This is a genomic window from Streptomyces sp. NPDC048612 (assembly GCF_043199295.1).
GTDB lineage: Bacteria > Actinomycetota > Actinomycetes > Streptomycetales > Streptomycetaceae > Streptomyces.
Genome location: NZ_JBICVV010000002.1, coordinates 718,031 through 731,001 on the forward strand (window position 1 = coordinate 718,031; position 12,971 = coordinate 731,001).

The window sequence follows — 12,971 nt, forward strand, 5'->3', positions numbered from 1 at the left end:
GGATACGGCTCCGTAAGGGTTCGGGAGGGAGGACCTCAAACGCAAATACCAGCAAGTAGCAAGTGCCTACGATGATGCTACCCACCGGTAATAAGAATCAACCCCTACCGCCCATCTGTGACGAGCGTCCCCCGGCGAATCGCCGACTCAGTACGCTGTGGCGCATGTACGGCTACGACCAGAACGCGGGTGCCGGGCAGCAGCAGTACGGAGCGCCGCCCCCGCCGCAGCAAGCGGCCCCCGGGGGCTACGGCGAGCAGCCGCTGTATCCCGAGCCGTCCCCGCCGTCCCTCGCCGACGCGGTGCGCGCCTTCACCACCGGCTCGATGTCCGCCGAGGACTTCCAGGGCATCTTTTCCACGTCCAAGATCTACTGCCCGCGCGGCGACAACCCCGGCTTCCTGGCGCTGCACAACACCCAGCAGCCGGTGATCCCGATGTTCACCTCGCTCAAGGAGCTGCGGCGGTACGCGGGCAAGGAGTCCAAGTACTTCGTGATCACCGGCGCCGAGGTGCTCGACCTGCTCCCGACCGGCTACGGCTTCGTCCTCGACATGGAGGGCGACCACCGGATGGTCTTCGACGCGAAGGCCGTGGAGGAGATGGTCGACTTCGCGATGCGGCGGATGTACGGCTAGCCGCCCCTGGCGCGCGGCCGGCGGAGAGCCGCTGCCGGGCTGAATCGAGGGCCGGTCCCGTGGAGGGGCCGGCCCGCAGTGCGTCTGGAGGTGCGCGCAGTGCCGAGTGTCCGTCTGACCAGGAGGAATGTGGGCGGGAATGTCGCGAGCCTTGCGGGTTGTTCACTGTTCAACTAAGTTGGTGAGCGACCGAGGAGGCCGTCATGCCCGCAGTGACCGTAGAGAATCCGCTGACCCTGCCGCGCGTGGCGGCGCCCGCCGCGGCGCACGCCCGTCCCGTGGTGGCCGTGGCCACCGCTCCGAGCGGATTCGAGGGCGAGGGATTCCCGGTGCGCCGCGCGTTCGCCGGGATCGACTACACGCACCTCGACCCGTTCATCATGATGGACCAGATGGGTGAGGTGGAGTACGCGCCGGGCGAGGCCAAGGGCACGCCCTGGCACCCGCACCGCGGCTTCGAGACCGTGACCTATCTGCTCGACGGCACCTTCGTGCACCGTGACTCGCACGGTGGCGGCGGGGTCATCAACGACGGCGACACCCAGTGGATGACGGCAGGTTCGGGGCTGCTGCACATCGAGGCGCCGCCGGAGTCGCTCGTCATGGCCGGTGGCCTCTTCCACGGCCTCCAGCTGTGGGTGAACCTGCCGAAGAGCGACAAGATGATGGCCCCCCGCTACCAGGACATCGGCGGCGGCAAGGTCAAGCTGCTGACCTCCGGCGACGGCGGGGCGCTGCTGCGGCTGATCGCCGGTGACCTCGACGGCCACCAGGGGCCGGGCATCACGCACACGCCGATCACGATGATGCATGTGACGGTGAACCCGGGCGCCGAGCTGACGCTGCCCTGGCGCAGGGATTTCAACGCCCTCGCCTATGCCCTGGCCGGACGCGGTGCGGCCGGTGCCGAGGGGCGCCCGTTCCGTATGGGCCAGACGGTCGTGTTCGGGAACGGCGGAGACTCGATCACGATCCGCGCGGACGAGTCCCAGGAGTCGCGCAGCCCGAACTTCGAGGTGGTGCTGCTGGGCGGGCTGCCGATCCGTGAGCCGATGAGGCACTACGGCCCGTTCGTGATGAACACCCACGCCGAACTGGCCCAGGCCTTCGAGGACTTCCAGGCCGGACGGCTCGGGTCGATCCCCGCCGGCGAGCGCTGACGGTACGTCGGCAGCGGGGGCGGCGTTTCACGTGAAACGCCGCCCCCGGCCTCTTCCGCGGTGCGTCTCCGGACCTTCTGCCGTGGTGGACTGTCCGGGTGCGAAACGACTCGGAGGAAAACCGGCCCGGCGCCGACGGCGAACGGCCGCAGGCCACCGGCCCGTTGCTGCCGATCGAGGCCCGCCGTGCCGGGGCCTGGTGTCTGGTGGCGCTGCTGATCGCGGCCGTGCTGGCCGTCGGGGTGTGGCTGTGCGTCGAACTGAGCGCGGCCGTGACGCCGGTGCTGCTGGCGCTGCTGGGCAGCGGGCTGCTCGGGCCGCTCTACCGGCGGCTGGTGGCGATGAAGCTCAACCGTTCGCTGGCGGCCGGGCTGACCTGTGCGGTCCTCGTGGTGGTGGTCGGCGGTGCCGGATACATCGTCGTCAGCGCGCTGGTCGACACCGGGGACCAGATCATCGCCTCGCTCCGGAGCGCCGCCAAGGACCTCTCCCAGCACTTCGGGGCGGCCGGTACGTCGCTCGACGACCTCGCCGCCAAGTCCAAGGACCTGGTGGCCAAGTTCGGGGGCACCGCGGCCTCCGGGCTGCTGGCCGGTGTCAGCGTCGTCGGCCAGTTCCTCGCCGCCTCGGTCCTGGCCCTGCTGCTGACCTTCTTCTTCCTGCGGGACTCCGACAAGGCCGTACGCGCCCTGCGGGACTGGGCGCCCGGCAACTCGGCACCGCAGCTGGAGCGGATGGCCCGCCGCGGTTTCCAGAGCATCGAGGGCTTCATGCGCGGCACCACCTTCATCGCGCTGATCGACGCCATCTGCATCACCGTCGGGCTGCTGATCCTGCAGGTGCCCGGGGCCGTCGGGCTGGGCGCCCTGGTCTTCGTCGGTGCCTACATCCCCTACCTCGGCGCCTTCATCTCCGGCGCGGTGGCGATCCTGGTGGCGCTGGCCGACCGCGGCTTCGTGATCGCGCTGTGGGCGCTCGGCGTCGTCCTGGCAGTGCAGGTGCTGGAGGGGCACGTCCTCCAGCCGATGATCCAGAGCCGTACGGTCCAGATGCACCCGGCGACCGTGATGCTGGCGATCACCGCGGGCGCCAGCGTCGCCGGCATCCTCGGCATGCTGCTGTCCGTACCGCTGACCGCCGCCGTGACCGGGGTGCTCCACGAGCTGCGGGTGCACTACGCCGCGGGCTCGGACTCCGACGACAGCGGGCCCGCCGCCTCCCCCGCCTCCTCGTAGAGCTCGAACCACGTCGACTTGCCGTCCCCGCGCGGGTCCACGCCCCACGCGCCGGCCAGCAGTTCCAGCAGCACCAGACCGCGCCCCGACGACGCCAGCTCGCCGGGCCGGCGGCGGTGCGGCAACTCATCGCTGCTGTCGGCGACATCGACCCGGATGCGCCGGGCGCCCCGCTCACCGGTGATCTCGGCGACCAGCAGCGCGTCCCCGTCGGTGTGCAGCAGGACGTTGGTGACCATCTCCGAGACCATCAGCACCGCCGAGTCCACCTGATCCGGGTCGGCCCAGTCATGCAGCACGTCCCGGACCTGCCGGCGGGCTGCGGCTATCCGCTCCGGTTCGGCCTGCGCCACGGAGAGCACCGTGCGCCGGACGGGCTGCGGGGGCAGCAGGCCGCCGGTGCCGACCGCGCAGGCGGCGCCCTCCCGGCGCAGCAGCAGGAGGGCGATGTCGTCCTCGCGGCGGTCCACCAGTGGCCCGGTGGTGTGGTGCGACGGCGGCCCGTGTACGGCCTGGACCAGCGCGTCGGCGAGCCGCTCCAGGCTCTCGCCGTCCGCGCCCTCCGCGCCGTCCTCGCCGGACTCCTCCGCCTCCAGGACGCCGCGCAGCCGCGCCCAGCCGGTCTCCAGATCGTGGCCGCCGGTCTCGATCAGCCCGTCGGTGCACACCAGCATGGTCTCGCCGGGCTCCAGGACCAGCCGGGTGGTGGGGTAGTCGGTGTCCGGGACGATGCCCAGCGGCAGCCCGCCCGCGGTGGGCCGGACCAGCATCGTGCCGTCGCTCATCCGGACCGCCGGATCGGGGTGCCCGGCCCGCGCGATGTCCAGCAGCCCCGTCGCCGGATCTACCTCGATGTAGAGGCAGGTAGCGAAGCGCTGGTCCTCGCCGTGGCCGCGCAGCTCGGTCTCGTTGATCCCGGCCAGGAAGCGGGAGGCGCGGGAGAGCACCGCATCGGGGTGGTGGCCCTCGGACGCGTAGGCCCGCAGCGCGATCCGCAGCTGCCCCATCAGGCCGGCGGCCCGTACGTCGTGCCCCTGGACGTCCCCGATGACCAGCGCGATCCGGCCGGACGGCAGCGGGATCATGTCGTACCAGTCGCCGCCGACCTCCAGCCCGCCGCCGGTCGGGACGTAGCGGGCCGCCACCGTCATCCCCGGGATGTCCGGCTGCACCGTCGGCATCATGCTGCGCTGCAGTCCGAGCGCCAGCTCCTGCTGCTCCTCCTGCACACCGGCCCTGGCCAGCGCCTGGGCCAGCATCCGGGCGACGGTGGTCAGCACCGAGCGCTCGTCGGGGGTGAAGGCCACCGGCTGGGCGAACGCCGCCATCCAGGCGCCGATCGTCCGGCCCGCGTTCACCAGCGGCAGGAACGCCCAGGACGTCCGGCGGAACCGGGTGTCCGGCGGCCAGGTGGCCGGGTAGCGGCGGCGGTACTCCGCCGGGGTGGGCAGGTAGAGCGCCCGGCCGGTGCGGACGACCTCGGCGGCCGGGTGGTCGGTCGCCAGCGTCATGGCGGCGAACGGCCCCTCGTCGCCGGACTGGTGGCCGTGGTGGCCGATGACCGACAGCCGGTCGCCCTCGAAGCCGAAGACCGCCAGCCCGTCGGGCATGAACCCAGGCATCGACAGCCCGGCCGCGACCCGCAGCACCTCGGCGGTGGACCGCGCCTCGGCCAGCGCCCGGCCCGCGTCCAGCAGAAACGCCTCGCGGGAGCGGCGCCAGTCGCCGGTGATCGGGGTGTGCGCGGCAGCGGTGCCGGGCTGTGGTTCGGGCACCTCCTGGAGGGTGCCGACCAGCTCGAAGCCGCCGTCGACGCTCCGGGGGCGGGAGCGGGAGCGGACGATGCGCTGGATGCGCCCGTGCTCGTCCACGATGCGCAGCCGGGCCTCGGCGAGCGTCTCCTCGGCGACCGCGAGCTGCACGATCCCGTTGACCTCGGCGAAGTCGACGGGATGAAAACGGGAGCGCACCGCCGCCTCGGTCAGCTCCACGGGCTCGGCGGGCAGCCCGAGCAGCCGGGCCGCTTCGGCGTCGAGGGTCACCCGTCCCGATGCGTTGTCCCACCGCCACAGGCCGGTCGCGATGGCGGCCAGGAGATCCTCGGTGCGCATTGCCTCACTTTAGGGGCGTTTGGTGCGACCCGACCAGTGAGCCGGACGTGACCGTCGTCCCATTCGGATGCCGCGATCCGGACCCGTGGAGGCTGACGCGTATATGTCAGCGAAGGGGTGCGGGCCGGGACGGTAACCTGGAGCGGTTATGTCAATCCTGGGGTGGCCTTTCGGGTGATCCACGGGGAGAGCGACCGGGCGGACCAGCCCGTGCACCTTTTCCTCTCCCTCTCCCGACAACTCCTCACCTCGACACTCGCGACGACTTGGATGAGCGATGCACCGGTACCGGTCCCATAACTGCGGCGAGCTCCGAGCCACGGACGTCGACACCGACGTCCGCCTCAGCGGCTGGCTGCACAATCGACGTGACCTGGGCGGCATCCTCTTCATCGATCTGCGCGACCACTACGGTCTCGTCCAGCTCGTCGCCCGCCCCGGCACCCCGGCCAACGAGGCCCTCGGCTCGCTGACCAAGGAGACCGTCGTCCGCATCGACGGCAAGGTCAGCGCGCGCGGCGCCGACAACGTCAACCCCGATCTGCCGACCGGTGAGGTCGAGATCGAGGTCTCCGAGGTCGAGGTACTCGGCGCCGCCGACCAGATCCCCTTCACGATCAACGCGGACGACGGCGTCAACGAGGAGAAGCGCCTCGAGTACCGCTTCCTCGACCTGCGCCGCGAGCGGATGCACCGCAACATCATGCTGCGCACCGCGGTCATCTCCGCCATCCGCCACAAGATGGTGACCCTCGGCTTCAACGAGATGGCGACCCCGATCCTGTCCGCGACCTCGCCCGAGGGCGCCCGCGACTTCCTGGTCCCCTCGCGGCTGCACGCCGGCAAGTTCTACGCGCTGCCGCAGGCCCCGCAGCAGTTCAAGCAGCTGCTGATGATCGCCGGCTTCGACCGCTACTTCCAGATCGCGCCCTGCTTCCGTGACGAGGACGCCCGCGCGGACCGCTCGCCGGGCGAGTTCTACCAGCTCGACATCGAGATGAGCTTCGTCGAGCAGGAAGACGTCTTCCAGCCCGTCGAGAAGCTGATGACCGAGCTGTTCACCGAGTTCGGCAACGGCCGCAAGGTCACCTCCCCCTTCCCGCGCATCCCGTTCCGCGAGGCGATGGTCAAGTACGGCTCCGACAAGCCGGACCTGCGCGCCGAGCTGGAGCTGGTGGATGTCTCCGACGTCTTCGCGGGCTCCGGCTTCAAGGCCTTCGCCGACAAGCACGTCCGCGCCCTGGCCGTGCCGGACACCGCCGACCAGCCGCGCAAGTTCTTCGACCAGCTGGGCGACTTCGCCGTCCAGCAGGGCGCCAAGGGCCTGGCCTGGGTCCGCGTCGGCGAAGAGAACGCGCTGACCGGCCCGATCGCCAAGTTCCTCACCGAGGACGACATCAAGGCGCTGGTCGCCGCCCTGGACCTGAAGCCCGGTCACGCCGTGTTCTTCGGTGCCGGTGAGTTCGACGAGGTCTCCAAGATCATGGGCGCGGTCCGGGTCGAGACCGCCAAGCGCGCCGGGCACTTCGTCGAGGACGAGTTCCGCTTCTGCTGGATCGTCGACTTCCCGATGTTCGAGAAGGACGAGGACACCGGCAAGATCGAGTTCTCGCACAACCCGTTCTCCATGCCGCAGGGCGGCCTGGAGGCGCTGGAGACCAAGGACCCGCTGGACATCCTGGCCTGGCAGTACGACATCGTCTGCAACGGCACCGAGCTGTCCTCCGGCGCGATCCGTAACCACGAGCCCGAGGTCATGTACAAGGCCTTCGCGATCGCCGGCTACGACAAGGACACCGTCGAGGCGGAGTTCGGCGGCATGCTCCGCGCCTTCAAGTTCGGCGCCCCGCCGCACGGCGGCATTGCCCCGGGCGTCGACCGCATCGTCATGCTGCTGGCCGACGAGCCCAACATCCGCGAGACCATCGCCTTCCCGCTCAACGGCAACGCCCAGGACCTGCTGATGGGCGCCCCGAGCGAGGTCGAGGAGGCACGCCTCAAGGAGCTGCACCTCTCCCTGCGCAAGCCGCAGGCGAAGTAGGCGGCACACCGACGGCCAAGGGGCCTCGGACCGGCTGAGGGGCGGCGTTTCACGTGAAACGCCGCCCCGGCCCGTTCGAGGCCTCTGTGCTGTCGGACGCGCGGCAGCCCGTCCCGGGGCGGGAACGGACGCCGCGGGACGGGCCGGGTGCCCCGACCGCTCCACTCATGTGGCCGTGCCCCGGCGGCGCCCGCACTGTGGTGCCCATGCAGCAAGCCAGCCTCCTCACCGCTCCGCCCGGCCCGCGGCCGCGGGCCCGCGCGACGCGCTCCGCCGTGGCCCACGACCTGTGGTGGCTCGGCGCCGTCGCCGCCGCGTTCACCGCCCTCCTCGTCTACTCCGCCCTGACCACCCCCGGTCTGGGCTGGGACGAGACGGTGTACGTCAGCCAGGTCGACCGCCATACGCCGGCCGCGTTCTTCAGCGCCCCGCGCGCCCGCGGTGTCAGCTTCCTCCTCGCGCCGGCCGCCGCGCTGACGACCTCGGCCACCGTGCTGCACTGCTACCTGGCGGTGCTCTCCGGCGCCGGGCTGCTGCTCAGTCTGTGCGCCTGGCGGCGTCTGCTGCCCGCCCCCGTACCGGCGCTGGGCGGCGCGCTGTTCGCCGGTCTGTGGATCACGTTGTTCTACGGCCCGCAGGCGATGCCCAACCTGTGGGTCGCCTACGCCGCGCTCACCGCCACCGGCTGCTTTCTGCGCGCCGTACGGCAGCCGTCCCGGCAACTGGCGCCGCGCGCGGGCCGCGGCGCGGCGGCCGGGCTCGCCCTCGCGGTGGCCGTGGCCGCGCTGATGCGCCCCACCGACGCCGTCTGGCTGGCCGTGCCGCTCTTCGCCGCGGCGCTGTGCGTCCCGTCATGGCGGCGCCCCGCCGTGCTGCTGGCGCTGCCCGCCGGGCTGGCCCTGGGGTGTGCCGAGTGGGTCGCCGAGGCGTATCTGTCGTACGGCGGGCTGGTGGCGCGGCTGCGGGAGGCGGCGCGCATCCAGGGCGGCCTCGGCTGGCATCTGTCCTTCGACGACCATGCCCGGTCCCTCCAGGGCAAGACGCTGTGCCGCCCCTGCCAGCTCGCCTGGGACCACCCGGTGACGGCGGTCTGGTGGTTCCTGCTGCCGCTGGCGGTCATCGGAGCGGTGTGGATGGCGCTGCGGTCCCGTGAGTCCGGTGGCGCGCTGCACCGGTACGGCCCGGCATGGGCGGCGGCGGAGCGCGGCGGTGGTCCGCCGCCGCTCGGGCTGGCGCCCGTCCGGCCGGGCAGCCGCGAACCGTCCGGTGAGCCAGCCGGCCACGGTCCGGTCTGGCCCGCGGTGCGGCTGCACGAGCCGGTCGGTCCGCTGCACCGCAACGGCCCGGCCCCGCTCGTCGTCCCGGCCCTGGTCGGCCTCTGCCTCGCCGCCCCCTACCTGCTGACGGTGAATTACGCGGCGCCGCGCTTCCTGCTGCCCGCCTACGCCCTGTTGCTGATGCCCGCCGCGTGGTTCCTGTGGCGGCTGACCCGGCTGCCGCGCCGCCGGCACGTGTGGGCGGTGGCCGCCCTCGTCCTCGTGCTGATGAGCCACGAGGCCGTCCAGCTGGTGATCCTGCACAAGATGGTGCGCAGCACCGTACGCTCCCAGACCGGCATCGACCGGATCACCGGGACGCTGCGCCGGGCCGGGCTGCGGGCGCCCTGTGTGGTGAGCGGCGAGGAGGCGGTACGGGTGGCGTACCGGGCGGGCTGTGCGTCCCGCCAGCCGCAGGGCCACGACGCCGGGATCACCCCCGCGGCCCTGGCCCGGCTGGCCGCTTCCCGGCCCGCCGCCGTCCTGATCACCGGCCGTAAGCCGCCGTCCTACGCCCGGGGCTGGCGCCCGGTCCCGCTGCCGCCGACGCCGGGCCTGAAGCCGCTGCGCGCCTTCGTGTCCCCGCCGACCCGGCCCTGAGCCACGGCACCGGCTCCGCACAGGTCTGCGCCCGCCCGGCCCGAAGGCCGGACGGGCGCACCTGCCGGGTCGCCGCCGCGGAGACGTCCGCGGTCAGCAGGGGCTCACTCCTCCGCGCCGCCGAAGCGCTCGCGGTAGGACTCCAGGTCGTCCTCGGTGATCTTCGCGAAGAGCACCGGCGGCACCGTGAACGGTGTTCCGGCCGGCACCGCGGCCAGCGCCTTCGCCTCCTCCTGGGAGACCCACACCGCCGTGTCGTTCTCCAGCGTGAAGGCACCGCGCATCGCCTTGGCCGACGACGGGATGAACGGCTCGGAGACGATCGCGTACAGATGGATCAGGTTCATCGCCGTACGCAGCGTCAGGGCCGCCGCGTCCTTGTCGGTCTTGATCTCCAGCCACGGGGCCTTCTCCTCCAGGTAGGAGTTGCCCGCGCTCCACAGGGCGCGCAGCGACGCCGCGGCCTTGCGGAACTGCAGGGCGTCCATGTGGCCCTCGTACTCGGCCAGCAGCCCGGCGATCTCCTGGCCCAGCTTCTGCTCCGCGGCCCCGGCCTCGGCGCCCGCGGGCACCTCGTCACCGAACCGCTTCCGGGAGAACGACAGCACCCGGTTGACGAAGTTGCCGAGGGTGTCCGCCAGGTCCTTGTTGACCGAGGACGAGAACAGCTCCCAGGTGAAGGAGGTGTCGTCGGACTCCGGGGCGTTGGCGATCAGGAAGTAGCGCCAGTAGTCGGCCGGCAGCAGCTCCAGGGCGGCGTCGGTGAAGATGCCGCGCCGCTGGGAGGTGGAGAACTTCCCGCCGTAGTAGTTGAGCCAGTTGAAGGCCTTGAGGAAGTCGACCTTCTTCCACGGCTCGCGGGTGCCCAGCTGCGTCGCCGGGAACATCACGGAGTGGAACGGCACATTGTCCTTGGCCATGAACTCCGTGTACCGGACGTCCTCGGCCTCGTACCACCACGACTTCCAGTCGCGGTTCTCCGGGTCGACGTCCGCCCACTCCTTCGTCGAGCCGATGTACTCGATCGGCGCGTCGAACCACACGTAGAAGACCTTGCCCTCGGCCGCCAGCTCCGGCCACACATCGGCCGGCACCGGGACGCCCCAGTCCAGGTCACGGGTGATCGCCCGGTCCTGGAGCCCCTCCGTCAGCCACTTGTGGGCGATGGACGAGGCCAGCGTCGGCCAGTCCTTGCTGCCGTTGCCTTCCAGCCAGCCCTCGACCTCGTGCTGCAGCTTCGACTGGAGCAGGAAGAGGTGCTTGGTCTCCCGCACCTCCAGCTCGCCGCTGCCGCTGATCGCCGAGCGGGCGTCGATCAGGTCGGTCGGGTCGAGCACCCGGGTGCAGTTCTCGCACTGGTCGCCGCGGGCCTTGTCGTAGCCGCAGTGCGGGCACGTACCGACGATGTAGCGGTCGGGGAGGAAGCGGTCGTCGGCGACCGAGAAGACCTGGCGGATCGCCCGCTCCTCGATGAAGCCGTTCTCGTGCAGCTTGCGCGCGAAGTGCTGCGTCAGCTCCACGTTCTCCCGTGACGAGCTGCGCCCGAAGTGGTCGAACTCCAGGCTGAAGCCCTGGTAGATCGCCTTCTGCTTGTCGTGCTGCTCCGCGCAGAACGCGTCGACCGACTGGCCCGCGTCCTTCGCCGCCAGCTCGGCGGGGGTGCCGTGCTCGTCCGTCGCGCAGATGTAGAGCACGTCGTGGCCGCGCTGCCGCATGTACCGCGCATAGACATCGGCCGGGAGCATGGACCCCACCATGTTGCCCAGGTGCTTGATCCCGTTGATATACGGAAGGGCGCTGGTGATGAGGTGTCGAGCCATTGCCGGCTGCTCCCAAGTCGCTACGGTGAGTGAGGATTTGCTTTACGGAACGTCAATATCGTACTGGACGGGGCAGGGGTGACCGCGCGGGTATTCCGGCGGCGGACCGAGCCTCTGCTCACTCCGCCTGCCGCCCGCTCTGCCCCCGTCGTCGGCGGGCTCGCGCCCTGCCCGCCGCCCGTTCCTCACACCGGCGCGTCCGCGGACTCGGCGCCGTCCGCCGCGGGGCTCCGGCCGTGCCGCGGCGCCCGGCCGTTGACCAGGACTCCGGCCACGAGTGCGGCGAGCAGCATGATCGCCGACGCCACCCCGATGGCGACGTTGAACCCGTGCACCACCCCCTGCTTCACGATCTGGTCCCGCACCGCCGGGGTGAGCCCGAGCCCGCCGCCCCTGCGCGCCGCGTCCGCCAGGTGCTCCGTGATGAACACCGCGCTCGCCGACGTGGCGAGGGTGTTCAGCAGCGCCGTGCCGATCGAACCGCCCACCTGCTGCGCGGTGTTGACCGTCGCTGAGGTGACCCCGGAGTCGTGCGCGGCCACCCCGGACGTGGCCGTGGCCATCACCGGCATGAAGATCAGGCCCATGCCGAGCCCGACCAGCAGCATGGCCGGCAGCACATGCGACACATACGCGGGCTCGGCCGTCAGGTACCGCAGGGTGAACAGTCCCGCGGCGGCCAGCAGCGCGCCCGGGACCATCAGGAACCGTGGCGGGACGCGGTGCAGCAGCCGCGCCGAGATCTGGGTCGAGCCGACCACGATCGCCGCGACCATCGGCAGGAAGGCCATCCCGGTCCGTACCGGCGAATAGCCGAGCACGGTCTGCAGGTAGTAGGTCATGAACAGGAACATCCCGAACATCGCGATGACCGCCAGCCCCATGGTCAGGAAGGCGCCGCCACGGTTCCGGTCCCGCACGATGTGCAACGGCAAAAGGGGATGCGGCGCCCGCGACTGCCACCACGCGAAGACGCCCAGCAGCGCCACCCCGCCCACGAGCAGCCCGATGACCAGCCCGTCGACCCACCCCCGCGGCTCCGCCTCACTGCACCCGTACACGATCGCGACCAGGCCGCCGCAGCCCAGCACCGCGCCCGGAATGTCCAGCCGCACCTGGCCCCGGTCCGGCTTGTCGTGCAGAAACACCGCCGCCCCCAGGAAGGCGATCACCGCGACCGGCACATTCACATACAGGCACCAGCGCCAGTTCAGGTACTCGGTCAGCAGCCCGCCGGCGATCAGGCCGATGGCCGCGCCGCCGCCCGCGATGGCCCCGTAGATCCCGAAGGCCTTGCTTCGCTCCTTCCCGATGGTGAACGTCGTGGTGAGCAGCGACAGCGCGGACGGCGCCAGCAGCGCCCCGAAGGCGCCCTGGAGTGCCCGCGCCCCGAACAGCATCCCGGACCCGGTGGCCGCGCCGCCCAGCCCCGAGGCGACCGCGAACCCGACCAGCCCGATCATGAACGTCTTCTTCCGCCCCACCAGGTCGGCGATCCGCCCGCCGAGCAACAGCAGCCCGCCGAACGCCAGGGTGTACGCGGTGATCACCCACTGCCGGTTGGCGTCCGACATGCCCAGGTCCCGCTGCGCCGACGGCAGAGCGATGTTCACGATGGTGGCGTCCAGCACCACCATCAGCTGCGCGAGCGCGATCACCACAAGGCCCCACCAGCGCCGCGGATCGGGCTTCGCCGGTGCGGCCCAGCTGGGGCCGGTTCTGGGAGGGGTAGCGGGACCTCCCTCTTGGCTCGCGTCACTCATCACGGCCCGCCTCGCTCGGCTGGTACGGCCACCCCGGCCACCCGCCGCCCAAACCCAGAGCAACCGGATCAAACGGAGCGCTCACCCATTCAGCGTAGGTAGCGGCGCGGGGCCTCGCCTCTTGTGGTGCGGGTCGCCGGCGTGCTCATGGGCGCGCACACGACAGCGGCCGCGGGGGGGGCCCCGGGGGGGCCCGCCCCCCCCCGGGGGGGGGGGCGGGGGGGGGGGGGCGGGCCGGGCCCCCCCCCCCGCGGGGCCCGCCCCCCCCGGCCCCCGGAACCCCCCCC

General features: G+C 71.8%; 8 protein-coding genes. 5 read left to right on the forward strand and 3 right to left on the reverse strand.

Going from position 1 to position 12,971, the window contains the following annotated elements; genetic code table 11:
- Nucleotides 1–164 precede the first annotated feature (164 nt).
- The 3 genes from ACGFN2_RS06515 (at nt 165) to ACGFN2_RS06525 (ending at nt 3,033) form a co-directional block, all read left to right on the forward strand.
- A complete protein-coding gene (locus ACGFN2_RS06515; protein ID WP_018092739.1) occupies nt 165–638 on the forward strand; it encodes an SseB family protein in 474 nt (157 codons plus the stop codon).
- A 203-nt stretch (nt 639–841) separates the two neighbouring features.
- A complete protein-coding gene (locus tag ACGFN2_RS06520) occupies nt 842–1,798 on the forward strand; it encodes a pirin family protein (protein WP_393357964.1) in 957 nt (318 codons plus the stop codon).
- A gap of 98 nt (nt 1,799–1,896) precedes the next feature.
- Entirely contained in the window at nt 1,897–3,033 is a 1,137-nt protein-coding gene (locus ACGFN2_RS06525; RefSeq protein WP_362600621.1) for an AI-2E family transporter, read from the forward strand.
- On the opposite strand, the gene ACGFN2_RS06530 is transcribed toward ACGFN2_RS06525, so the two are convergent.
- Nucleotides 2,973–5,144 carry a SpoIIE family protein phosphatase gene (locus tag ACGFN2_RS06530; RefSeq protein ID WP_393357966.1) on the reverse strand — a complete coding sequence of 724 codons (2,172 nt, stop codon included), beginning with the start codon at nt 5,142–5,144 and terminating at the stop codon, nt 2,973–2,975. The two genes, ACGFN2_RS06525 and ACGFN2_RS06530, sit on opposite strands and share 61 nt — an antisense overlap.
- Nucleotides 5,145–5,421: 277 nt before the next feature.
- Here ACGFN2_RS06530 and aspS point away from each other — a divergent pair, with 277 nt between their 5' ends.
- Nucleotides 5,422–7,185, forward strand: a complete 1,764-nt coding sequence (gene aspS / locus ACGFN2_RS06535) for an aspartate--tRNA ligase (protein WP_393357968.1) — start codon at nt 5,422–5,424, stop codon at nt 7,183–7,185.
- 206 nt (nt 7,186–7,391) lie between these two features.
- On the forward strand, nt 7,392–9,101 hold the full coding sequence (locus ACGFN2_RS06540) for a hypothetical protein (protein WP_393357970.1): 1,710 nt from the start codon (nt 7,392–7,394) through the stop codon (nt 9,099–9,101).
- Nucleotides 9,102–9,205: 104 nt separating this feature from the next.
- Here the strand turns inward: ACGFN2_RS06540 and metG are convergent, their stop codons facing one another.
- Both metG and ACGFN2_RS06550 read right to left on the reverse strand, forming a co-directional pair.
- The gene (gene metG / locus ACGFN2_RS06545; protein ID WP_393357972.1) at nt 9,206–10,921 is read right to left on the reverse strand and encodes a methionine--tRNA ligase; all 1,716 of its coding nucleotides are present in this window, start codon (nt 10,919–10,921) and stop codon (nt 9,206–9,208) included.
- A gap of 185 nt (nt 10,922–11,106) precedes the next feature.
- On the reverse strand, nt 11,107–12,582 hold the full coding sequence (locus ACGFN2_RS06550; RefSeq protein WP_362600634.1) for an MFS transporter: 1,476 nt from the start codon (nt 12,580–12,582) through the stop codon (nt 11,107–11,109).
- Nucleotides 12,583–12,971: the final 389 nt, after the last annotated feature.